This window comes from Citrobacter sp. Cf118, assembly GCF_030334095.1.
In the GTDB taxonomy this organism is placed as follows: Bacteria; Pseudomonadota; Gammaproteobacteria; order Enterobacterales; family Enterobacteriaceae; genus Citrobacter; species Citrobacter freundii.
Genome location: NZ_JAOWES010000088.1, coordinates 515,451 through 538,687 on the forward strand (window position 1 = coordinate 515,451; position 23,237 = coordinate 538,687).

General features: G+C 53.9%; 22 protein-coding genes. 7 read left to right on the forward strand and 15 right to left on the reverse strand.

Annotation, left to right across the window (positions count from 1 at the left end; all coding sequences use genetic code 11):
- Positions 1–13 precede the first annotated feature (13 nt).
- The 8 genes from tcuB to ybfF all read right to left on the reverse strand — a co-directional run bounded on the left by tcuB (position 14) and on the right by ybfF (position 6,307).
- Positions 14–1,153, reverse strand: coding sequence for a tricarballylate utilization 4Fe-4S protein TcuB (gene tcuB / locus OGX67_RS22555; protein ID WP_057063302.1), 1,140 nt, complete (start codon positions 1,151–1,153; stop codon positions 14–16).
- A complete protein-coding gene (gene tcuA / locus OGX67_RS22560; protein WP_257651736.1) occupies positions 1,140–2,543 on the reverse strand; it encodes an FAD-dependent tricarballylate dehydrogenase TcuA in 1,404 nt (467 codons plus the stop codon). The genes tcuB and tcuA overlap by 14 nt, the downstream gene beginning before the upstream one ends.
- Before the next feature lie 97 nt (positions 2,544–2,640).
- Positions 2,641–3,567, reverse strand: coding sequence for a tricarballylate utilization LysR family transcriptional regulator TcuR (tcuR, locus tag OGX67_RS22565; RefSeq protein WP_257651735.1), 927 nt, complete (start codon positions 3,565–3,567; stop codon positions 2,641–2,643).
- 128 nt (positions 3,568–3,695) lie between these two features.
- Positions 3,696–4,142 carry a ferric iron uptake transcriptional regulator gene (gene fur / locus OGX67_RS22570; RefSeq protein ID WP_003022836.1) on the reverse strand — a complete coding sequence of 149 codons (447 nt, stop codon included), beginning with the start codon at positions 4,140–4,142 and terminating at the stop codon, positions 3,696–3,698.
- Positions 4,135–4,221: a ryhB-regulated fur leader peptide gene (locus OGX67_RS22575; protein ID WP_049259739.1), complete on the reverse strand. Its 87-nt coding sequence runs from the start codon at positions 4,219–4,221 to the stop codon at positions 4,135–4,137. Before OGX67_RS22575 ends, fur begins: the two co-directional genes overlap by 8 nt.
- Before the next feature lie 210 nt (positions 4,222–4,431).
- Positions 4,432–4,962 (reverse strand): flavodoxin FldA, encoded by a 531-nt coding sequence (gene fldA, locus OGX67_RS22580; RefSeq protein ID WP_003022839.1) that lies wholly within the window; start codon positions 4,960–4,962, stop codon positions 4,432–4,434.
- 155 nt (positions 4,963–5,117) lie between these two features.
- Entirely contained in the window at positions 5,118–5,405 is a 288-nt protein-coding gene (gene ybfE / locus OGX67_RS22585; RefSeq protein WP_003022842.1) for a LexA regulated protein, read from the reverse strand.
- A 128-nt stretch (positions 5,406–5,533) separates the two neighbouring features.
- Positions 5,534–6,307, reverse strand: coding sequence for an esterase (ybfF, locus tag OGX67_RS22590; RefSeq protein WP_204583882.1), 774 nt, complete (start codon positions 6,305–6,307; stop codon positions 5,534–5,536).
- Positions 6,308–6,501: 194 nt separating this feature from the next.
- Here ybfF and seqA point away from each other — a divergent pair, with 194 nt between their 5' ends.
- Together seqA and pgm are read left to right on the forward strand one after the other, a co-directional pair.
- Positions 6,502–7,044: a replication initiation negative regulator SeqA gene (gene seqA / locus OGX67_RS22595; protein ID WP_257651734.1), complete on the forward strand. Its 543-nt coding sequence runs from the start codon at positions 6,502–6,504 to the stop codon at positions 7,042–7,044.
- 24 nt (positions 7,045–7,068) lie between these two features.
- Entirely contained in the window at positions 7,069–8,709 is a 1,641-nt protein-coding gene (pgm, locus tag OGX67_RS22600) for a phosphoglucomutase (alpha-D-glucose-1,6-bisphosphate-dependent) (protein WP_003022854.1), read from the forward strand.
- A 100-nt stretch (positions 8,710–8,809) separates the two neighbouring features.
- Here the strand turns inward: pgm and kdpE are convergent, their stop codons facing one another.
- From kdpE to kdpF, 6 genes are read right to left on the reverse strand one after another with little or no spacing between them, the layout of a single operon-like run.
- Positions 8,810–9,487 (reverse strand): two-component system response regulator KdpE, encoded by a 678-nt coding sequence (kdpE, locus tag OGX67_RS22605; RefSeq protein WP_003022856.1) that lies wholly within the window; start codon positions 9,485–9,487, stop codon positions 8,810–8,812.
- Positions 9,484–12,174 (reverse strand): two-component system sensor histidine kinase KdpD, encoded by a 2,691-nt coding sequence (kdpD, locus tag OGX67_RS22610; protein ID WP_286527331.1) that lies wholly within the window; start codon positions 12,172–12,174, stop codon positions 9,484–9,486. Before kdpD ends, kdpE begins: the two co-directional genes overlap by 4 nt.
- Before the next feature lie 10 nt (positions 12,175–12,184).
- Positions 12,185–12,751 (reverse strand): potassium-transporting ATPase subunit KdpC, encoded by a 567-nt coding sequence (gene kdpC / locus OGX67_RS22615; RefSeq protein ID WP_071696190.1) that lies wholly within the window; start codon positions 12,749–12,751, stop codon positions 12,185–12,187.
- Positions 12,752–12,759: 8 nt separating this feature from the next.
- Complete coding sequence (kdpB, locus tag OGX67_RS22620) at positions 12,760–14,808, reverse strand: potassium-transporting ATPase subunit KdpB (RefSeq protein WP_003022864.1); 2,049 nt, start codon at positions 14,806–14,808, stop codon at positions 12,760–12,762.
- A 20-nt stretch (positions 14,809–14,828) separates the two neighbouring features.
- Complete coding sequence (gene kdpA / locus OGX67_RS22625) at positions 14,829–16,508, reverse strand: potassium-transporting ATPase subunit KdpA (RefSeq protein ID WP_003022865.1); 1,680 nt, start codon at positions 16,506–16,508, stop codon at positions 14,829–14,831.
- Entirely contained in the window at positions 16,508–16,597 is a 90-nt protein-coding gene (gene kdpF / locus OGX67_RS22630; RefSeq protein ID WP_001670793.1) for a K(+)-transporting ATPase subunit F, read from the reverse strand. The genes kdpA and kdpF overlap by 1 nt, the downstream gene beginning before the upstream one ends.
- A 308-nt stretch (positions 16,598–16,905) precedes the next feature.
- Here kdpF and OGX67_RS22635 point away from each other — a divergent pair, with 308 nt between their 5' ends.
- The 4 genes from OGX67_RS22635 (at position 16,906) to OGX67_RS22650 (ending at position 20,669) form a co-directional block, all read left to right on the forward strand.
- Positions 16,906–17,112 carry a YbfA family protein gene (locus OGX67_RS22635; RefSeq protein ID WP_003022870.1) on the forward strand — a complete coding sequence of 69 codons (207 nt, stop codon included), beginning with the start codon at positions 16,906–16,908 and terminating at the stop codon, positions 17,110–17,112.
- 89 nt (positions 17,113–17,201) lie between these two features.
- A complete protein-coding gene (locus tag OGX67_RS22640) occupies positions 17,202–18,155 on the forward strand; it encodes a YbgA family protein (RefSeq protein WP_003835465.1) in 954 nt (317 codons plus the stop codon).
- A 20-nt stretch (positions 18,156–18,175) separates the two neighbouring features.
- Positions 18,176–19,594, forward strand: a complete 1,419-nt coding sequence (gene phrB, locus OGX67_RS22645) for a deoxyribodipyrimidine photo-lyase (protein ID WP_086503838.1) — start codon at positions 18,176–18,178, stop codon at positions 19,592–19,594.
- A gap of 160 nt (positions 19,595–19,754) precedes the next feature.
- Positions 19,755–20,669, forward strand: coding sequence for an Rpn family recombination-promoting nuclease/putative transposase (locus tag OGX67_RS22650; protein WP_016149795.1), 915 nt, complete (start codon positions 19,755–19,757; stop codon positions 20,667–20,669).
- Positions 20,670–20,719: 50 nt separating this feature from the next.
- On the opposite strand, the gene dtpD is transcribed toward OGX67_RS22650, so the two are convergent.
- The gene (gene dtpD / locus OGX67_RS22655) at positions 20,720–22,201 is read right to left on the reverse strand and encodes a dipeptide permease DtpD (RefSeq protein ID WP_086503839.1); all 1,482 of its coding nucleotides are present in this window, start codon (positions 22,199–22,201) and stop codon (positions 20,720–20,722) included.
- Positions 22,202–22,490: 289 nt separating this feature from the next.
- Here dtpD and ybgI point away from each other — a divergent pair, with 289 nt between their 5' ends.
- A complete protein-coding gene (ybgI, locus tag OGX67_RS22660; RefSeq protein WP_286527580.1) occupies positions 22,491–23,234 on the forward strand; it encodes a radiation resistance protein YbgI in 744 nt (247 codons plus the stop codon).
- Positions 23,235–23,237: the final 3 nt, after the last annotated feature.

Genomic DNA, 23,237 nt, shown 5'->3' on the forward strand with positions numbered 1-23,237 from the left:
AAGAGTGTGCGGGTTAGTTGTCTGTGACCCCCGCCTGTTTGCCGCGCCGTTTCTCAATCGCCCACTTGAGTAAGGCTGCGCAGCGGTAAAATCCATGGGCAAATTTTCCGTAAGGAATGGTCAGAAAGAGCGCCATGACCACGCCGAGGTGGATGGCGAGCAAAATAGCCATCCAGGACGAGTCTCTTCCTGCCAGCAGAGCTAAACCGGTCAGACTGGTCAGCAGCAGCAGTAAAATAAAACCGCGATCCATCGGTTTTTGCCGCGCGTCGCCATGTAGCGGTGAGCGCTTGAGATTGAGCCATAGCAAGCCAGCCGGGCCGACAACCAGGCCAATGCCGCCTAATGTGCCCAACATCACCGGCAAGCTGAAGAACGGATAGGGCGCTTCAATACCTGCGAAATAGTGATAGCCCGTCGCCACCACGGTGGCGGCAAAGCAGAGCAGAAAACCGTAGAAAGTGAAGTGATGAAAACGGCGCCGCATCAGAGTGAAGGCATCATCTGCTTCATTACAACCTTTACCGTGCCCACCATCGAGATACTTTAGCGTCAGCGCATCGTGTGAAGCTTCAGCAATTTCGACGGAACGTGGCATACCGGGAGAGATCTCGCGCCAGAAGCGGATAACGCCCGCCATCAACAGACCTATAGCCAGAATAAATACCAAACCAAACATCCAGGCCAGCAGGTTATGCGGGAAAATTTGGTAGAAATCTCCGGCCAGCGGTGGATGGAGTAACGAGCCTTTTAACCCCATGGCGAGCAGTAAAAACAGAATCAGACCGAAAACCAGCGCCAGCGTCACGGTGACGCCTGCGCGACGATAAAGCGCGCCAAAGGCCGCGGGTTGCGCGTAGTGCTGATAGGTTTCAAGCCGGACTTCTGCCATCGCCTTCGGCACGTTGATGGCAAACTCATGAGGCGGGGCATACTGACAGGCGTGCAGGCAGGCACCGCAGTTATGGCACAAGTTTGCCAGATAATTGATATCCGCTTTACCGAATTCCAGGCGCTGCGTCATGGCCGGGAACACGGCGCAAAATCCTTCACAATAGCGACAGGCGTTGCAGACCTGCATCACGCGTTCAACTTCCGCTTCCGGTTCGGTGATAATTTGCGCTTCGATAATCAGTTTCTCAAGCTGCCTCATGACGAGTCTCCTTACGTGCGGCCAGCGCGGCTTCTTTTCCGGCAATACGGCCGAAGGTTGTGCCGATTGACATGCCCACGCCTGCGGTGTAGCCCTTGCCCAGCACGTTGCCCGCCATCATCTCTCCGGCGACGAACAGGTTGCGGCTTGGCTGCCCGGCAAAGTGTACGGCAGCGCGTTCATTCACTTTTAACCCGAGATAGGTGAAGGTGATCCCTGGCCGTAGGGCATAGCCGTAGTAAGGCGGCTGGTCCAGTGGTCGCGCCCAGTGTGTCTTCGCGGGGGTTAACGCTTTTGTCGTGCAGTTATCCAGAATGGTATGGTTGAACTGGCCGGGCTGGCAGGCGTTGTTGTACTCCGTCACGGTGTGGGTAAAGTGTTCGCCATTCAGCCCCAACTGATGAGCCAGCTCCGCCAGCGTATTGGCCTGTGCGCCAGGAAAGACCGGAGGCATGAAGTGGCCGATGGCTTTACTGTCGATAATGGAGTAGCCAATCTGCCCTGGCTGTTGGGCGACCAGACGTCCCCAGATTGCGTAGCGTTTGGGCCAGAAATCTTCGCCTTCATCATAAAAACGCTCAGCGTCACGGTTGACGACTATACCGAGCGAAACGCAGTCCACGCGGGTACAAATCCCGCCGTCATATAATGGCGCTCTGGCGTCAATGGCTACGCAGTGTGACTGGGAGGGGTCGCCGATGATGTCGGCTCCGGCATCGATCATAAATTTGAGCAGTACGCCCTGGTTAAAGCGCGTGCCGCGAATCAGGAAGTTATCTGCAGGCCATTCGCCGCGCTCGTTCTCTCCCCACGCTTCTCGCAGCCATTCGCGGTTTGACTCAAACCCGCCAGCGGCAAGCACGCAGGATTTAGCTGTGATGCGCTCTTCGCCTGCCAGCGCCGCCACGAACTCGCCGTTGTGCAGTTCAAGCGCCTGCACCGGGGTGTTATAGCGGATTTGTACGCCTAACTTTTCTGCGCTGCGATAATAGGCATTCACCAGGGCTTTCCCGCCACCCATAAAAAAGGCATTGGTTCGCGCCACGTGTAGAGCGCCAGAGAGAGGAGGTTGAAAATTCACGCCGTGTCGGCGCATCCAGTCGCGACACTGTGAAGAGGTGCGGATCACCAGACGTGCCAGGGCTCCGTTGGTATTTCCTTCCGTGACGCGCTGCAGATCCCGCCAATACTCCTCTTCCGGATAGCTTTCCACCAGTACATCCTGCGGCGCATCATGCATACAGCGCAGATTACGCGTGTGTTGGGAATTCCCCCCACGCCATTCCTTAGGGGCCGCTTCGAGCAGTAAAACGGAAGCGCCTTGCTCCCTGGCGGTCAAGGCAGCGCATAAGGCGGCATTGCCACCACCAATCACCAGAACATCAACCATCGTATACTCCATTACCATTTAACTAATTGTTAAATTTGTAATTTAAATGTATACGTTCAGCTTGTGAGGGCGCTACGACGCAGTGCTAAAGGAGGCTTTAGTTATTGTAAAGGATGGCGCCTGGCCAGGTTCCGGCTTCTACCAGTTGATGCATCACTTTCGTCAGCACCACGCGGGCTGCGAGTCCCGCCGGGGTGAGTTCATCGTCAGAGAGGCTTACCAGAAAGTTGGGGCGACTCAGTATTGGATTATGGACGCCGATCACTCTTAGCGTCTCTTTATCGAGATGGGAAATTGCAGCACCAGGCTGGAGAGTGGCGCCAATGCCACTGCGCACGGCGCGCATGAGCAGCGCCAGACCATCAATTTCTGTTGCGATCTCAATGCGTAGCGCGTGTTCCTGGCAAATCGCTTCCAGCCTGCCGCGCAGACCGTGGCCTGGGCTTGGCATTATCAATGGAATACGTGCCAATTCGGCTGGAGAAATATTGTCATCGGTAATATCAGCCAGTAGGGCATGGGTCCCAATCAAAAACAGCCGTTCTTCGAGAACCGGTCTGGCACTCCAGCGCAGGATCTTTTCTTTTTGAAACACCACAGCCAGATCAATCTGGCGGGTATTAATCATCCGTTCCAGATTACCAGAGAGACTTTCCACCACATGCAGGCGAACATCGCTATAGCTTTCCCGCATGGCGTGAATAAAAGGCATACCGAGAACTGAAGCGGTACTTGGAGCCATGCCGACGCTGACGTGCCCGGAAAGCCGGGATTCACGCGCGGCGAGGATTGCATCGTCTGCGTGACGGAGCGCCAGCTGCGCCTGGGAGTAAAAAGCCAGTCCGGCGCTGGTGGGTGTAACGCCTCGCGAAGTGCGCTGCAGCAGGCGAATAGCGAGTTCGTTTTCCAGACGCGACATTTGCTGGCTGAGTGCCGAAACCCCGATATTGAGATCGAGCGCCGCGCTACCCATGCTGCCGGTTTCTACAATGCGCACAAAATAGCGTAGCTGGCGAAGTTCCATTTCGACTCTCCGGAAGGGGCAATTGCTTTTTACATTAAAGCAACACAGGAGCGGAGGGAAGGGGAAAAGGGCAGGTAACGCCCATAAAAAAAGCCAACCGGATGGTTGGCTTTTCAGAAAGCATTACATTATTTGCCGTCGTGGGCGTGCTCATCTTCGCGGCAATCGCCTTCGGCGCAGTGACCGTAAAGATAGAGGCTATGGTTAGTTAAGCGAATGCCATGTTTAGCCGCAATCTCACGTTGGCGGGCTTCGATGGAATCATCGCTGAACTCGACCACTTTGCCGCAGTCAAGGCAGATGAGGTGATCGTGATGATGCTGTTGAGTCAATTCGAAGACGGATTTACCACCTTCAAAATTATGGCGGGTCACGATACCGGCATCATCAAACTGGTTCAGCACGCGATACACGGTCGCCAGACCAATTTCTTCACCCATATCGATCAGGCGTTTGTATAAGTCTTCCGCACTGACGTGATGGTTATCCGGTTCCTGAAGAACTTCCAGAATTTTTAAACGAGGAAGCGTTACTTTCAGGCCAGCCTTCTTTAATGCGGTATTGTTGTCAGTCATGCGGAATCTGTCCTGTAGCTAAACGATTCACTTCATTAACAGAAGTGACAGAAATTGCACTTGAGATAATGCGATTCATTATAGAACTGCCATGGCTAAATGAAAACTGCAAGTCTCTGGCATATATTGTTAATCAAAACGTGGTATCGCCGACAAACACACTGTGCAACACCCGATTGGCATCCAGCCATTGTACAGGGTCAGACGAAAAAGTTACAAATTTGTAGCAATTATTTTGATTGGTTTTATCTATTGATGCGGCGCAGATGGAAATCTGCGCCACACGAAATCAGGCATTAATGATTTCGTCGAGGTGCAGCTCTTCAGAGATCTGTTTAACCCATTTCTCTACGCGTTCTGCGGTCAGTTCAGGTTGGCGATCTTCATCGATAGCCAGACCGACAAAGTGGTCGTCGTCAGCCAGACCTTTGGACGCTTCAAAGTGATAACCCGCCGTTGGCCAGTGACCAACGATGGTTGCGCCGCGCGGTTCGATGATGTCGCGAATGGTCCCTAACGCATCGCAGAAATATTCTGCGTAATCTTCCTGGTCGCCACAGCCGAACAATGCAACCAGTTTGCCGTTAAAATCAATGTCTTCGAGGGTAGGGAAGAAGTCGTCCCAGTCGCACTGCGCTTCACCGTAGTACCAGGTTGGGATGCCGAGCAGCAGAATGTCATACCCTTCGAGGTCTTCTTTGCTGCTTTTTGCAATGTCATGAACATCGGCAACGTCTTTACCAAGCTGTTTTTGAATCATTTTTGCGATGTTTTCGGTATTACCGGTGTCGCTGCCGAAAAAGATGCCAGTGATTGCCATGAGTAAAATAACCTCTTGAAACTTATTGAAATGGTGGTGGCGCATTGCCCACGGATAAGGGCAATCATAGCAGAACAGTCAGGCATGCGGAAACAGCAAACACGCAGGACTGCACTCTGTGCTACACGATTTATGATTTAGAGCAGAAATTCAGACTATGCCTGACCGCGCAATGCGCTGAGTTGGTTCATCAGCATCTCTTCGATGAGTTCACTGCGACTCATGTTGCGTGCCTCAGCCAGCTCGTTCAGAGCGTCAACGGCATCAGCGTTTAGTTTCAGTTCGACACGCTTAAGCCCGCGAACTTTGTCACGCTTAAGCTGATTACGTTTATTAATACGTAACTGTTCATCACGCGAGAGCGGATTAGTTTTGGGTCGTCCCGGGCGACGCTCCTGCGCGAACAGATCTAATGTCGTACGGTCCGTTTGTTCTTTGGCCATGATCTTGGTGACTTCGGGGAAACAATCAGCCAGGCGTCTGCCCGGATGGATAGCGCGCCATAATACATCAGCAGGGGAGACACGCCAACGCCCGCGCGCGTAATCGCGCGCAGACGCTGAGTTTTTAATCAGTTAGCCTGCTCGCTCAGATAACGACGGATGGCGCGCAGCACCGCCTCCGGTTTTTCGGCATGCACCCAATGCCCGGCGCCTGCTATAACGTGCGCACGAGCTTGTGGGAATTGCGCCAGCAGTTGTTCGCGATACGCTTCGGTAACATACGGTGAGTTGCCGCCTGGGATAAACAGCGCCGGGTGCTCCCACGCAGGAATGGTTTCCCAACCGACGATATGCGGATATTGATCCCACAATACGGGAACGTTAAAGCGCCACTCGCCGTCAACAAAGGATTTCAGTAGAAACTGGATAACACCTTCCTCTTGCAGGTGCTGGCGCATGACGCTTGCCGCCTGCTGGCGTGAGGACGCTTGTGCATCGGTTACGGCATTGATTGCCGCAAAAATCTCATCGTGGCGGCGAACATGGTAGTTAACGGGAGCAATGTCGATGGCGACCAGCCGTTCGACGCGTTCCGGAGCCAGAGCAGTCAGCGCCATGACGGCTTTTCCGCCCATCGAGTGGCCAATAAAGATCGCTTTTTCGATCTGCCGATCGTCCAGCGTATCCAGCAGATCTTGCGCCATGGCCGGATAATTCATCTCAGGTGAACGAGGGGAGAGGCCATGGTTTCGCATATCGACCTGGATGATGTCGTGGTCGGCTACTAGATCGCGTGCCAGGATCCCCAGGTTATCCAGGCTGCCAAACAAGCCGTGAACCAGGACGATGGGAGAATTATTGTGCAGGTTTTGCGCAGATTGCGCTCGGATATTCAATTTCATGGCAAAGTTCTTTTTTTCACACTCACGGGTTAGGGTATCATGTTGACCATTCTGCCACATGGCTGCAACAACTACGGTTACTCTGAGTTTTGCTGGCCACCAGGCTTGACGCTATCCGCTGTTGGGATTTGCCTTTACACTACGTGTGTTTACCCCGACAACTTGTATTCAGCTAAACACTGCACTGGATTAAGATGAAAACGATTGAAGTTGATGATGAACTCTATAGCTATATTGCCAGCCACACCAAGCATATTGGCGAGAGCGCATCCGACATTTTACGGCGTATGTTGAAATTTTCCGCCGCATCACAGCCTGTCACTCCGATAGTCAAAGAAGTCCGCGCTGTGCAACCTGTCGTGGAAGCCAAGCCGGTTAACCCCGTAAAAGATAAAGTGCGCGCGATGCGTGAGCTGCTGCTGTCCGACGAATACGCGGAACAGAAGAAAGCAGTAAATCGCTTTATGCTGGTGCTGTCTACACTCTATTCACTGGATCAAAACGCGTTCGCCGAAGCAACGGAATCGTTGCATGGTCGTACGCGTGTTTATTTTGCAGCTGATGAACAGACGCTGCTGAAAAATGGTAATCAAACCAAACCGAAGCACGTGCCAGGCACGCCGTACTGGGTGATCACCAATACCAATACCGGCCGTAAATGCAGCATGGTTGAACACATCATGCAGTTAATGCAATTCCCTGCGGAATTGATTGAAAAGGTTTGCGGAACAATTTAATCCTTGCATTAGAAGGACCAGGCAATGGCAATCCACAATCGTGCAGGTCAACCTGCGCAACAGAGTGATTTGATTAACGTCGCCCAACTGACGGCACAGTACTATGTACTGAAACCAACGGCAGGGAACGCTGAGCACGCTGTTAAGTTCGGTACGTCCGGACATCGCGGCAGTGCAGGTCGTCATAGTTTTAACGAGCCGCATATTCTGGCTATCGCCCAGGCGATTGCTGAAGAACGTGCGAAAAACGGGATTACTGGCCCGTGCTATGTGGGCAAGGATACCCACGCGCTGTCTGAACCGGCTTTTATCTCTGTACTGGAAGTGCTGGCGGCGAACGGTGTTGACGTCATCGTGCAGGAAAATAACGGCTTTACGCCAACCCCTGCTGTATCGAACGCTATCCTGGTCCACAACAAAAAAGGCGGCCCGCTGGCTGACGGCATTGTGATCACGCCGTCCCACAACCCGCCGGAAGATGGCGGCATTAAATACAACCCGCCAAACGGTGGTCCGGCAGACACCAATGTCACCAAAGTGGTGGAAGACAGAGCCAACGCGCTGCTGGCGGCCGGTCTGCAAGGCGTGAAGCGTATGTCGCTGGACGCTGCGCTGGCATCTGGTCATGTGAAAGAGCAGGATCTGGTTCAGCCGTTTGTTGAAGGACTGGCTGACATCGTAGACATGGCGGCGATCCAGAAAGCGGGTCTGACGCTGGGTGTCGATCCGCTGGGCGGTTCCGGTATCGAATACTGGAAGCGTATTGCTAAGCACTACAACCTGAACCTGACTATCGTTAACGATCACGTTGATCAGACTTTCCGCTTTATGCATCTCGACAAAGATGGCGCAATCCGCATGGACTGCTCCTCCGAGTGTGCGATGGCGGGGCTGCTGGCGCTGCGCGACAAGTTCGATCTGGCCTTTGCCAATGACCCAGACTACGACCGTCACGGTATCGTCACCCCGGCAGGGCTGATGAATCCGAACCACTATCTGGCGGTGGCGATCAACTACCTGTTCCAGCATCGTCCGCAGTGGGGCAAAGATGTTGCCGTCGGTAAGACGCTGGTGTCATCGGCGATGATTGACCGTGTAGTGAATGACTTAGGGCGTAAACTGGTTGAAGTGCCGGTGGGCTTTAAATGGTTTGTTGACGGTCTGTTTGACGGCAGTTTTGGCTTTGGTGGGGAAGAGAGCGCGGGGGCATCTTTCCTGCGTTTCGACGGTACACCGTGGTCAACCGACAAAGACGGCATCATCATGTGCCTGCTGGCGGCAGAAATTACCGCAGTGACCGGTAAGAACCCGCAGGAGCACTACAACGAACTGGCTGCTCGCTTTGGCGCACCGAGCTACAACCGCCTGCAGGCAAGCGCGACCTCCGCGCAGAAAGCGGCGCTGTCTAAGCTGTCTCCGGAAATGGTGAGCGCCAGTACGCTGGCGGGCGACCCGATCACCGCGCGTCTGACGGCTGCACCGGGCAACGGCGCTTCTATCGGCGGTCTGAAAGTGATGACTGACAACGGCTGGTTTGCCGCGCGTCCTTCTGGTACGGAAGACGCTTACAAGATCTACTGCGAAAGCTTCCTCGGTGAAGAACATCGCAAGCAGATCGAAAAAGAAGCGGTTGAGATCGTCAGCGAAGTGCTGAAGAACGCGTAAACCGTAGGCCGGATAAGACGCTAGCGTCGCTATTCGGCATGAATAATGAAAAAGCCGGACAGCAAATACGCTGATCCGGCTTTTTATATTCAACTTAACGTCATGGCATGAACCGATAACCAATCCCGGTTTCGGTCAGAAAATGACGCGGACGTGCCGGGTCCAGTTCCAGTTTCTGGCGCAGGTGTCCCATGTAAATTCGCAGATAGTGGCTGTGTTCGACGGCGTTTGGTCCCCAAACCTGATTGAGCAACTGGCGCTGCGTCAGTACCTTTCCGGCATTATTCAGCAGTACCGCTAACAGGCGAAACTCAATCGGCGTCAAATGAATCTCTTCATCACCACGATGTACGAGTCGGGCGGCGATATCTACTTTTACGTTGGAAAAATGCACCACCGGCTCGGGAGACGTGCCGCTGGCGTGGCGACGCAATGCCACGCGCAATCGCGCCTGTAGCTCGCCAATACCAAAGGGTTTACTGAGATAGTCATCGGCACCGGCATCCAGGGCGGCAATTTTATCGCTTTCTTCGCTGCGGGCTGAGAGCACAATTACCGGTATCGCGCTCCATTGTCGCAGGTCACGAATAAAATCAATGCCGTCACCGTCCGGCAGACCGAGATCGAGAATGATGAGATCGGGTTTTCGCGTGGCGGCTTCCAGCAGACCACGTTGCAGCGTTTCCGCTTCATATACACGCAGACCATCGGCTTCCAGCGCAGTGCGCAGAAAGCGACGGATAGCCTGTTCATCTTCAACAATCAGTACGTTCGTCACATATCCTCATGAAAATCTTCAAGTTCAGGGGGGATTTCCTGGGGCAGTGTAACACGGAAACATGCTCCTCCCTGTGCGCGATTGTGGACGGAAATTGTACCGCCGTGCACGTCCACAATGGCCTGGCAGATTGCCAGCCCCAGCCCAACGCCCGGTACAGATGACTCTTTGTTTCCCCGGGAGAACTTGTCAAAAACTCGTTGCTCCATTCCCGATGGAATGCCAGGGCCATTATCCCAGACGTCCAGTTGCAGATGCTCGCCATCGACGCTGGCATCAATACCGATTTGCGCCGCTGGACCTGCGTATTTAACAGCGTTTTCCAGCAGGTTAATCAGCACCCGTTCAAATAGCGGGCCATCGACGTGGATCAGCGTCAACGGCGCGGGTAGCGACAAATTAATAGGAGCAGAGAGTCCTGGCTCCAGCATCTGCAGGGCACTGCCGACCACCTCTTCCAGCGTTAACCACTCTTTCTTAAGATTAAAGCCGCCAGACTGAATTCGCGCCATATCCAGCAGGTTATTAACCAGTCGGGTCGTATTCAGGACGTGCTGGCGAATTTCGCTGGCCTGACGCGCGTGCGGCGATCCTTCGCTTGCCAGATCCAGCGTTAAGATCTCTGCCTGACCAAACAACACCGTCAGAGGTGTGCGTAAATCGTGGGAAAGGGCGGCGAGCAGGGCATTGCGAATGCTTTCACGCTCGCTGGCAAACCGGGCCTGCTCTTCGCTGGCGGTGAGCGTCAGGCGTTCCAGCGCACTGGCGACCAGTAAAGTGAAAGTTTCCAGCAGGCGTTGCTGTTCGGGGATCATCAGCTGGCGTAAATTTCCTGGTTCCACAACCAGCAGCCCATGCGTTTTGTCGGCGCTTTTTAACGGTAAAATTTGATATGGCACACCGGGTAAGGTGTCAGTGTCAGTGCCTGCGCCGGCCGGTTGCCCTTTATCAAAGCTCCACTGGGCAATGGCGTCATCCCACGGCGTCATGCCCTGTTGATGAGTGAGAGGGGCCAGCTTACCGTTCTCACCGGGCAGTAAAACCTGGCTGCGGGCCTGGAACGTTGAGGCAATAAACTGTTCGCTAGTGGCGGCGATATCCTGCTGGCTCCGTCCGACGGCCAGCGCTTTCGACATCTCATATAAATGACGCGTACGCTGTTCACGATAACGCGCTACCCGTGCCTGATAACGCACTCCGGCGGTGAGATTACCGATAACCAGCCCTACCGTTAGCATCACGGCAAAGGTAAGCAGGTACTGGACGTCGGAAACGGCCAGCGTACCACGTGGGGCAATAAAGAAGAGATCGAAGCTGGCAACGTTAATAAAGGTTGCCAGCACTGACGGCCAGCGTCCGTAAAAGAGGGCGATAACCACCACACCCAATAAATAGACCATCACCAGGTTGGCGGCGTCAAAGGCCATCAACCACTGCATGGCAATCAACGTAATGATGGCGCACAGCGCGACGGCAACCACGCAACCCTGAATTTGAACCCGCCACTTATCCTTAAAGGTACGGCTATCTGCAGTTTGCAGCACAGGGCGCGAAGGTGGTTCGTCGAGCGCAACAATCATCAGATCGAGATCCGGTGCGTGATGGGCCAGTTTGTCAGCAAAGGAATCACTGCGCCACCAGCGTCGCGTAGTCGGACGTCCGAGGACAATTTTTCCCAGATTATGCTCACGGGCGTAGCGGATTACTGCTTTATCTTCAGCGGGATCGGAAAGGGTGGCGGTTTCTGCACCCAGCTCCTGAGCTAATCGCAGAGCGCTTAAAATTGCGCGGCGCTGTTTTTCGGGCAGTCGGTGCAGCGCTGGCGTTTCGACATACACTGCATGCCATACGCTGCCGAGGCGCGCTGCCAGACGCGCGGCGGCACGCACGAGCTTTTCGCTGCCGGTGTTGTGTCCAATACACAGCAATATGGCGTCGCGGGTATGCCAGACTTTCTCCTCTCCCGGACGTCCACGCCAGGCACGCATCTGATCGTCAACCCGATCGGCCGTGCGGCGCAGGGCCAGCTCACGTAGCGCGATCAAGTTACCTTTGCGAAAGAAATGCTCGATGGCTCTTTCCGCCTGACCGGCGATATAGACCTTGCCTTCGTTCAGGCGCTGGCGCAAATCGTCGGGGGGAAGATCGACCAGCACCACATCGTCAGCAGCATCGAAAAAAGGATCGGGGACGGTTTCGCGAACCTGAATGCCGGTGACGCCGCTGACCACATCATTGAGGCTCTCCAGATGCTGCACGTTGACGGTAGTAAAAACGTCAATACCGGCTTCCAGCAGCTCTTCAATATCTTGCCAGCGTTTAGGGTGGCGTGAGCCTGGCGCATTACTGTGCGCCAGTTCATCCATCAAAATGAGTGCCGGACGGCGGGCCAGCGCCGCGTCGAGATCGAACTCGCTGATATGACGACCATGGCGCGCCTGTCGCTTTAGCGGCAGGATGCTGAGACCGTCCAGCAGCGCGGCGGTCTCTTTGCGTCCGTGGGTTTCCACCACGCCAATCAGCACATCTAATCCCTGCGCCCGCAGCCGCTGGGCCTCTGCCAGCATGGCCCAGGTTTTACCGACGCCTGCACACGCGCCGAAGAAAATTTTCAGTTTTCCCCGGTGCGGAGCGGTGGTCTGCTCCAGCAGGCGATCGGGGTCGGGGCGTAAGGGGTCGTTATGCATGTCCTTTTTCTCAGTGCTTATCCAGCGCTAAATTAAGTTCTACCAGGTTCACCACCGGTTGGCCGATAAAACTGACCAACGGCTTTTGCGTGTATTGTGCAACCAGGCGTGTGACCTCTTCAACGCTGAGGTTGCGAGCCTGCGCCACGCGGGGGATTTGCCAGACCACCGCAGCTGGCGTCAGGTTGTTATCCAGCCCGCTGGCGGAAGCTGTTACCAGCTCTACCGGAACGGCAGGATTTGCCTGCGGGTTAGCGGCACGCAGCGCGGCAATCCGGCTTTGCAGCTGTTTATCCAGTTCCGGGTTGCTGGCTGCCAGATTGCTGCCGCCTGAAGCCATTGGATTATAGGGCATTTCCGTTGTGGCTGAGGGGCGTCCCTGAAAATAACCGGCAGCGGTAAACTGTTGCCCAATGAGCTCGGAGCCGCGAACAATCTGACCTTCGCGGAGAAGCGAACCGTTAGCCTGGTGGGGAAACCACCATTGCCCCAGCGCAGTGGTCAGCAGCGGGTATGCCCCGCCGGTGATAAGCATCAGGAAAATCAATGTTGATAATGCAGGACGTAATCCACTCATCAGAAACCTCACACCAGACCCAGCAGGGTCAGCAGTAAATCAATTGCTTTGATACCGATAAACGGCACAACCAGACCACCCAGTCCATAGATCCACAAATTGCGGCGCAGCATCGCGGAAGCGGATAACGGTTTGTAACTCACGCCTTTCAGCGCCAGTGGGATCAGAAAGACGATAACCAGTGCGTTAAAGATAACCGCGCTGAGGATCGCCGAGTCCGGCGAATGCAGCCCCATCACGTTCAGCGCATTGAGCTGCGGGTAGGTGGCGGCGAACGCGGCCGGGATAATGGCGAAATACTTTGCCACGTCGTTGGCGATACTGAAGGTGGTCAGCGAACCACGCGTCATCAGCATCTGTTTACCAATGTGCACCACTTCAATCAGTTTGGTGGGGTTCGAGTCGAGGTCCACCATGTTGCCCGCTTCTTTCGCTGCCTGGGTTCCGGAGTTCATGGCAACGGCCACATCGGCCTGCGCAAGGGCTGGTGCGTCGTTAGTTCCGTCGCCGGTCATCGCCACCAGACGACCTTCCGCCTGATACTGACGAATCAACGCCAGCTTGGCTTCCGGTGTGGCTTCGGCTAAGAAGTCATCCACTCCGGCTTCCGCGGCGATTGCGGCGGCGGTCAAACGGTTGTCGCCAGTGATCATCACCGTTTTGATCCCCATTTTACGCAGTTGGGCAAAACGCTCTTTAATCCCGCCTTTTACGATATCTTTCAGGGCAATCACGCCAAGTACGTGGGAGCCTTCAGCAACCACCAGCGGCGTAGCGCCAAGGCGTGCGACGTTTTCGACCTTCTGCTCAACGTCGGCGGGGAAGTGGCCGCCGTTGGCCTCGACGTGACGACGAATAGCATCGACCGACCCTTTGCGGATCATACGGTTGTCGATGTTGATCCCGCTCATCCGACTTTGGGCGGTAAACGGTACAAAGGTGGCGTGCAGCGATTGCACGTCGCGTATACGCAGATTAAAGCGCTGTTTAGCCAGAATCACGATGCTGCGGCCTTCCGGCGTTTCATCGGCCAGGGATGAAAGCTGCGCGGCATCGGCCAGCGTTTTTTCGTCCACGCCGTGGGCGGGGAGAAAATCTGAAGCCTGGCGGTTACCTAGCGTAATGGTGCCGGTTTTATCCAGCAGCAGTACATCCACGTCACCCGCCGCTTCTACTGCACGTCCACTGGTGGCAATGACGTTCGCACCCAACATGCGGCTCATCCCGGCGACGCCAATCGCGGAGAGCAGCCCGCCTATCGTCGTAGGGATTAAACACACCAGCAGCGCAACCAATACAGTGACGCTGACCGCGCTACCGCCCCAGGCGGAAAACGGCCACAGCGTGGCCGTAGCCAGTAGAAAGACGATGGTCAGGGCTATCAACAGGATCGTCAGGGCAATTTCATTGGGCGTTTTACGCCGCTGTGCACCTTCAACCATGGCGATCATCCGGTCGAGGAACGTTTCACCAGGGTTTACGCTGCATTCGATAACCAACCAGTCGGAGAGGATGCGAGTCCCGCCGGTGACGGAGGCGAAATCACCACCGGATTCACGAATCACCGGCGCGGATTCACCGGTAATGGCGCTTTCATCTACCGACGCGCCGCCTTCGATCACCTCGCCGTCACACGGGATAATATCGCCAGCTTCCACCAGCACGATATCGCCTTTACGTAAATCATCGGCAGGGACGTGATCCATTGCCGCGCCGTATTTCGGTTCGCGAAGCTTGCGGGCAAAGGCGGTTTTTTTGACGCCTTTCAGGCTGTTGGCCTGAGCTTTACTGCGTCCTTCCGCCAGCGCTTCAGCAAAGTTGGCGAACAGAACGGTAATCCACAGCCACAGACTTATCGCACCGGTAAACCAAGGATTACCCGGCATATGGCCTGTTGCCATCGCCACGGTTAACAGGGTCGTTAACAGACTGCCCAACCAGACGATAAACATCACCGGATTACGCCATTGGGTATGTGGGCTTAATTTTTTCACGGCGTCCATCAGCGCCTGTGCGACCAGAGAGGGTTCGAACAGCGCCAGTTGCTTGCGACTCATAGTAATGTGCTCCGCATCACTCAGTGTAATGACAGGTATTCTGCGACCGGGCCAAGCGCCAGGGCAGGAACAAAGGTGAGAGCGCCAACCAGTAACACCGTACCGATCAACAACCCGACAAACAGCGCACCGTGGGTAGGTAGTGTGCCGGAGCTGGCTGGCTGGATCTTTTTACTGACCAGCGATCCGGCAATCGCCATCACGGGAATGATCACGCCGAAGCGACCGAAGAACATGCATAAGGCCAGCAGGCAGTTCCAGAACGGGCTGTTGGCGCTTAACCCGGCGAAGGCGCTACCGTTGTTGTTCGAGGCGGACGACACTGCATACAGCACTTCGCTAAACCCGTGTGGACCCGGGTTAAGCATGGCGCTGCGGCCAGCTTCGGTCATCATGGCGATCGCTGTGCCGATCAGGACCAGCGCAGGGGTGACCAGAATCGCCAACGCGGTCATTTTCATTTCGCGCACGTCGATTTTCTTACCCAGATACTCTGGTGTGCGGCCAATCATTAACCCGGCGATAAATACCGCCAGCAGCACGAACAGCAGCATGCCGTACAGACCTGAACCCACGCCGCCGAAGACCACTTCACCAATCTGCATTAACCACATCGGCACCATGCCGCCCAGTGCGGTGAAGGAGTCATGCATAGCATCGACAGCGCCGCAAGATGCCGCTGTCGTCACGACGGAAAACAGACTCGTGGCCAGCACGCCAAAGCGGCTCTCTTTGCCTTCCATGTTGATATTGCTGTCTGCACCGAATGCCATCAGGTGCGGGTTGCCCTGAACTTCGGCCCACATCACCACGGCTACGCAGACCACAAATATCAGCGACATTGCCCACAGCAGGGTCCGTCCCTGGCGACGATCGCCCACCACATCACCAAAGGCAAAACACAGCGCGGTAGGAATTAAGAAAATAGCCAGCATCTGTACCAGATTGGTCAATGCGGTAGGGTTTTCAAACGGATGTGATGAGTTAGCGTTAAAGAAACCGCCCCCGTTAGTGCCAAGCATCTTAATCGCTTCCTGTGAGGCGACGGGCCCCATCGGCAGCAGTTGTTTAACTCCTTCAAGTGTGGTGATGGGCTGATAGGGCAACACGTTTTGCAGCACACCTTGCTGAATGAAGAACAGCGCAATGAGCAATGCAATGGGGAGCAAGATCCACAGCGTAATGCGAATCAGATCGACCCAGGCGTTGCCCAAGGTGTTCATACTCTGGCGCGTGAAGGCGCGGGTCAGGGCAAAAATCACCGCAATCCCGGTTGCCGCTGACAGGAAGTTTTGTACGGTCAGCCCGACCATCTGGCTGAAGTAGCTTAAGGTGGTTTCACCAGCATAGGATTGCCAGTTGGTATTAGTGACAAAACTCACCGCGGTGTTAAGCGCCAGATCCCATGAAAGCCCTGGCAGTTGCTGGGGATTTAACGGCAGCAGGTTTTGCGCCATCAGCATCGAAAACAGGACCAGCAGGCCCAGTACATTGAGCGCGAGGATCGCCAACAGATACTGCCGCCAGTTCATCTCCTGCTGTGAGATGCCCAGACCACGCCAGAGCAAATTCTCCACGCCAGTCAGGCCCGGCAGGGACGTATTATTGATCAGTCGAGCCAGCCCAAAGCCCAGCGGTCTGGCGACGACAAACAGCACCAGCAAGAAACTGGCAATGAGTAAAAATCCTTGGGCCGCCATCAGAACGCCTCCGCATTAATCAGGGCATACACCAAATAACCTAATAATAAAAAGACCAGCACAATGCCGGTTATCACGCCTGCACTCACAGTGCACCTCCAGTGGCATAAATGTGATAACCAGAGCGTAGATTTTTGCTTGCAAAGATTTCGCAAAAATCAGTGGGTGGCGTGTAAAAAAAGTATAAAAATGGCAAAGACCATTATTTAACTAATGATTAGTACTAATTTAACTTTTATGTAACTTAATTACAGTTTTTAGCTAAACGGAGCATCAATAGATAAAAATAAGTGGTCGGATGAGTAGCAAAATTACACACAAGGCGGTATTATTTTCATCAGTTAACCAAGTTTATTTTTCCGGTGCGATTCACCGAACAGATATATGGGAGAGGATTATGGACTTTTATAAAGAATATCCAGCACACATTGTTTTCTTGCGCCGTACCTTTGCCGTTGTGGCGGGCGTGCTGGCGCTGCCGGTCATGTTGTTCTGGAAAGACCGCGCCCGTTTTTACAGCTACCTGCACCGCGTCTGGTCTAAAACCAGTGATAAACCGGTGTGGATGGAGCAGGCTGAAAAAGCCACCTGCGATTTCTACTGATAGCTAATAAATCCCCAAAAGCCGCTGATATCAGCGGCTTTTTTGTTCATGATAGCTACACTTATCTCAGGAATGAGAAAGGAGCGATCATGAGCGAGAAAATCCCTGTTGGTATCAGTGCCTGTCTGTTGGGGGAGGCGGTTCGTTATGATGGTGGGCATAAGCGGCTGGCCTTTGCTGTAGAAGAACTGTCGCCGTGGGTCGCGTTCGAACCCGTATGCCCTGAAATGGGTATCGGGTTACCGGTCCCGAGACCTGCGCTGCATCTGGTCAAAGAGGGCGAGGCTGTCTCCCTGCGTTTTAGTGATAAGCGCGAGGGTGATTTGACAGACGTAATGACGGCTTTTAGTCAGCGACAAAGCAATCGTCTGGAGCATTTGTGTGGCTATATTGTCTGTGCAAAATCCCCCAGTTGCGGTATGGAACGGGTGCGGGTCTACGACGTGGAAGGCAAAAACAACCGTAAAGCGGGACGAGGGATCTTTACGTCCGTGCTGATGTCGACGTTACCCTGGCTTCCCGTGGAAGAGGACGGGCGTTTGCACGACCCGCAGATTCGGGAAAATTTTGTTGAGCGCATTTATGCCTTGCACGAGCTCAACGGTATCCGTCAGCAAGGGTTAACGCGCGGCGCACTAATCGATTATCACAGCCGTTACAAGCTATTACTGTTGGCCCATTCCCAGCCGGACTATCGCGAACTCGGGCGTTTTGTCGCGGCGATCGGCGAATGGCAAGATTTGCAGGCTTATTTTGTCGAGTATCGCTTAAGGCTGATGAGTTTGCTGGCGCATCTTCCCTCGCGGCGCAACCATACCAACGTGCTGATGCATGTCCAGGGCTATTTCCGTACGCAATTAAATTCTCGTCAGCGGCAGGAGCTGGCCTCTCTCATTGACGGGTATCGACGTTCGACTCAACCGCTGCTTGCGCCAATAACATTACTCAAACACTATATGGCGGAATATCCGGATGCTTATCTCTCCGGGCAGCGCTATTTCAATCCCTGGCCAGAGGCTCTGCGCTTGCGCTACGGGCGTTAAATTTTTTCTTCAGGAGTGTTATGACCACCCATTTGGTCTGGTTTCGGCGTGATTTACGCCTGCACGACAACCTCGCGCTGGCGGCGGCTTGTCGGGATCGTTCTGCGCAGGTGCTGGCGTTATATATCGCTACCCCCGAGCAGTGGAAGGCGCATGATATGGCCCCGCGCCAGGCGGCATTTACCTGCGCGCAGTTGAATGCGTTACAAACAGCGCTGGCAGAAAAAGGCATCCCTTTACTGTTTTACGAAGTGGCTGATTTTGCGGCCAGCGTGGACACCATCAAAAGTGTCTGCCTGCAGCATGACGTCAGTCGATTATTTTATAACTATCAATATGAAATAAACGAACGCCAGCGTGATGCTGCTGTCGAAAAATCTTTACCTCAGGTGGTGTGCGAAGGGTTTGACGACAGCGTGATCCTGCCTCCGGGGGCGGTGATGACCAGCAATCATGAGATGTATAAAGTGTTCACACCGTTTAAAAATGCCTGGTTGAAGCGGATTAAAGACGGTATTCCAGAATGCGTTAGCGCGCCGAAAATGAGGGACAGCGGCGCACTCAGCACGTCGTTAAGCGCAATAACGCTGAGCTATCCGCAGCAAGAATTTGATGCGCAAAGGTTTGTGGCAGAAGAAAAATTGGCCATCGCGCAATTACGCCAATTTTGCCAGCAGGCTGCAGGAGAATACGAGCAGCGGCGTGATTTTCCTGCGATTGACGGGACCAGTCGATTATCCGCGAGCCTGGCGACTGGAGGACTATCACCGCGCCAGTGCCTGAATCGACTGCTCGCGGAGCAGCCGCAGGCGCTTGAGGGCGGCAGGGGTAGCATGTGGCTGAACGAGCTTATCTGGCGCGAATTTTATCGTCATCTGATGACTTACCATCCGGCGCTGTGTCGGTATCAACCCTTTATCCGCTGGACCGATCGCGTGCAATGGCAGAATAATCCGACGCATTTGCAGGCCTGGAAAACGGGTAGTACGGGTTACCCTATTGTGGATGCGGCGATGCGTCAGCTCAACGCCACGGGCTGGATGCATAATCGTTTACGCATGATTGCGGCCAGTTTTTTGGTGAAGGACCTGCTGATTGACTGGCGTAAAGGCGAACAATATTTCATGTCGCAACTGATTGATGGTGACCTCGCGGCCAATAACGGCGGCTGGCAGTGGGCAGCCTCAACCGGAACCGACGCCGCACCGTATTTCCGTATCTTTAACCCCACGACGCAGGGCGAAAAATTCGACCGTGACGGTGAGTTTATCCGCCAGTGGGTGCCGGAATTGCGCGACGTGCCGGGTAAAGCCATTCATAACCCGTGGTCGTGGGCAGAAAAGGCGCAGGTAACACTAAGTTATCCTCGCCCGATTGTGGATCATAAACAGGCAAGGCTGGCGACGCTGGCGGCATATGAGGCGGCGCGTAAAGGGTAAAGGCATGGTGGATTTTGCGTAATACCTTCCAACAGAATGAACATGTTGCAGTTGGGTGATTTTAGCGCTGAAGCGTGCGCTCAGTACCGTGAATACCCTGCTGCACAAGTTTTCTCTCAGCAGTAAATTTCCGTCATCTGAATGAAAATGACGGAAATTAATGACAACGCCAACGACCTCCACCCCGCATGATGCGGTGTTTAAAACGTTTTTACATCATCCCGAAACTGCACGGGATTTTCTCGACATTCACCTGCCAGCTGAACTGCGGATGCTTTGCGATTTGAATTCGCTGCAACTGGAGTCAGAAAGCTTTATTGAAGCGGATTTACGTTCGCGCTACTCCGACGTGCTCTGGTCTTTGCACACACGCAACGGTGACGGTTATGTCTATGTGGTGATAGAGCATCAAAGTTCAGCCGAGCCACATATGGCTTTTCGTCTGTTGCGTTATGCGCTGGCGGCGATGCAGCGCCATCTGGACGCAGGGCACAAGGAACTGCCACTGGTGATACCGATGCTGTTTTATCATGGCTGCCGAAGCCCCTATCCGTACTCATTGTGCTGGCTGGATACCTTTGCCGACCCCGTGGCGGCAAGACAGCTTTATTCCAGCGCATTTCCGTTGGTAGACATAACGGTGGTACCCGATGATGAGATCATGGCTCACAGGCGAATGGCGCTGCTGGAATTAATGCAAAAACATATCCGTCAGCGGGATTTGATGGGGCTGATAGAACAACTGACCACGCTACTACTTACTGGATGCGCTAATGACACGCAACTGCAGGCGATGTTTAATTACATCCTACGATCCGGCGATGAATCTCGCTTTAATGAGTTTATGCAAGAGATGGCGCAACGGATCCCCCAACATAAGGAGAGGCTGATGACTATTGCGGAGCGGTTACGGTTAGATGGATTACAGGAAGGTTTACAACAAGGCAAAGAAGTAGGAAAGCGAGAAGCCGCATTACGTATAGCGCAAACTATGCTGGAGCAGGGAATAGATCGCGCAATGGTACTACTAGTGACGGGGCTTACTGAAGAGGAACTCGCTGCAAGTTATGCGTAATTACCCGAAAAAACAGGCCCGAATAGTATTACATCATCGGGCCCTTACACTCAGGATTCTACCGCCAGCGGACGGTTTCTGAACTTAAGCGACTGGTACAGCCAAATCAGCAGCACCAACACCACGCAGGCCAGCGCGCCCCAGGTAATTTCGCTAAAGACATCAATATACGCATTGATGGAGTAGTTGATAGCGCCAGCAGCATCAAACGAGCCTTGCGACGTCTGATCGGCGATAACGCCTGCCAGATAGTTGGCGATGGCGCCGGACAGCAGCATATAAATGCCTGTTAATACGCCAGTCACCCCAGGGATCTCAATACGCGTAATTTGCGACATCGCCACCGGGTCGATAAACAGTTCGGCAAAGCCCATGACCGCCAGCCCCAATACCATCAGCGGCATGGAAGAGTGGCCGTAAGCTGCGGACCAGCGGGCGCTTAAAGTCAGAATGCAGAACCCTGTGCTCATTAAACCGAGGCCAAGGGCAAATTTACCCCAAATACGTACGGTACGATTGCCGTCAACGCTTTCTTTGACTACCCAGGCCAGCACGATACCGCACAGCATAACGGCAAAGGCGTTAACCGACTGGAACATCGCAGTCGGGACGGAATATCCCAAAATATCGCGATTTACGAAGCGGTCAATATACAGGCTAATCGAGCTGCCGCCCTGTTGAGCAAAGGCCCAGAACAGCAAGCTGAAGAAGGTCAGCGTGACGATAAGCCCCAATTCTTTGCGCTGCTTTTGGGTTTGCGCCTGACGGTAAATCTTCGCCAGAACCGCCAGACCAATAACCGTGGCAACAATCAGTGCGTAAACGGACCACTCTTTCCAGAACAGGACGGTAATCAGTAACGGTGCTGCAACCAGCAGAACTAATAGCCAGGCCCAGTTTGGCAGCATATACTTTTTCGCACACAGCACGGCCTTGTTGACGCCAGTGGTATGAGCGAAATGGCGATTACCGCATAAGAAAATCACCAACCCTGCCAGCATGCCAATCGCAGCCAGCGCAAAGCCCATCGCCCAGCTGTACTCTTCCTGCACGTATCCGCAGGCAATCGGTGCGATGATCGAACCGATGTTACCGGCTGCGTAGAGCAGAGAGAATCCACCGTCGCGACGCGGATCTTCAGGTTGATATAACTCGCCCAGCAGGCAACTAATGTTGGATTTAAACAGACCGTAGCCGCAGACAATGATCGCCAGCGACAAATAAAGGAACGCCGGAGCCATTTCGCTTGCGCCCAATACCAGATGTCCCACCGCCATTAAAAATGCGCCGATCATCACCGCCATTCGATTACCGAGCACTTTATCTGCCAGGTATCCCCCGAGAATAGGCGTGACGTAGACCAGCGAACAGTAGGCGCTGAACAGTTCATATGCGTGATTATCGTCGTACTTAAGCTGGTTAGTGAGATACAGGATCAGCAGCGCACGCATGCCGTAAAAACTGAAATATTCCCAGATTTGTAGCGCGACGACGTAATAAATCGCCCGTGGTTGAGATGCTTGTTTATTCATTATTTTCTCGAAGTAAATGCCTCGCGACAGGCTGAGCGTACTGCGCGAGTGTGTTTCCTTAAAGTTGTAACTTTGATACAGATCTGATTATTTTTGCAATATGCTGTCTGATTGCATAAATATACATGAATTGGATCGCGTAGTGGTAAGCAAATCATGTTCAAAGCGGGTGTGATTGTTTCTTGATGTGTCAGTGAAATGGCTATCGACGAACGCAGGCGAGGACGCTATTTTAACCTAAGCTGTGTTGCTGATTAGGCAGGCAGAATTAATGACTACGAGGACGATGATGAAAAACACCGAACTGGAACAACTGATCAACGACAAACTGAACAGCGCCGCCATTAGCGACTATGCGCCGAATGGTTTGCAGGTTGAGGGCAAAGAGACGGTGCATAAAATCGTGACCGGCGTGACCGCAAGTCAGGCGCTGCTGGATGAGGCGGTGCGCCTGCAGGCCGATGCGGTTATCGTTCATCACGGTTATTTCTGGAAAGGCGAATCTCCGGTAATTCGCGGCATGAAGCGCCATCGTCTGAAAACGCTGTTGGAAAACGATATCAACCTGTATGGCTGGCACCTGCCTCTGGATGCTCACCCAGAACTGGGGAATAACGAGCAGTTGGCTGCGCTGTTGGGGATTACCGTGATGGGTGAGATCGAACCGCTGGTGCCATGGGGAGAACTCTCCATGCCGGTTCCGGGACTGGAACTGGCATCGTGGATTGAAGCGCGCTTAGGCCGTAAGCCGTTATGGTGCGGTGATACCGGGCCGGAAACCGTTCAGCGCGTCGCCTGGTGTACGGGGGGCGGTCAAAGTTTTATTGATAGCGCCGCCCGGTTTGGCGTCGATGCTTTTATCACCGGTGAAGTTTCAGAGCAAACCATTCACTCAGCTCGCGAGCAGGGTCTGCATTTTTATGCTGCCGGTCACCATGCGACCGAACGCGGCGGCATTCGCGCATTAAGCGATTGGCTTAATGAAAATACCGATCTGGACGTGACCTTTATCGATATTCCTAATCCAGCGTAATAA